1 protein-coding gene is annotated in these 206 nt (G+C 48.1%); it reads left to right on the top strand.

The genetic code is table 11. From position 1 onward, the window contains the following. On the top strand, window positions 1-206 hold a 206-nt coding region (locus AB4298_RS21240), incomplete at both ends, for a VCBS domain-containing protein (RefSeq protein ID WP_371988327.1).

The raw sequence follows: 206 nt of genomic DNA, 5'->3' as shown, positions 1-206 counted from the left end.
GATACTGACACCCAAGATGTCGTTATTACCATTACCGGTACCAACGATATTCCTGAACTGACGGTAACCAATAGCGGCAGCGTGACCGAAGACAGTATTGATCTGCAGCCCGATCGCCTTGTGGCCACCGGCGATATCACCACCTTTGATGTCGATAACAATGATGTGCTCACCTTAAGCGCCAGCTATAACAGTGATATCAATTG

Origin of the sequence: Shewanella sp. 10N.261.52.F9 (genome assembly GCF_041471165.1) — a bacterium.
In the GTDB taxonomy this organism is placed as follows: domain Bacteria; phylum Pseudomonadota; class Gammaproteobacteria; order Enterobacterales; family Shewanellaceae; genus Shewanella; species Shewanella marinintestina.
This window is presented reverse-complemented; position numbering and strand designations above follow the sequence as displayed.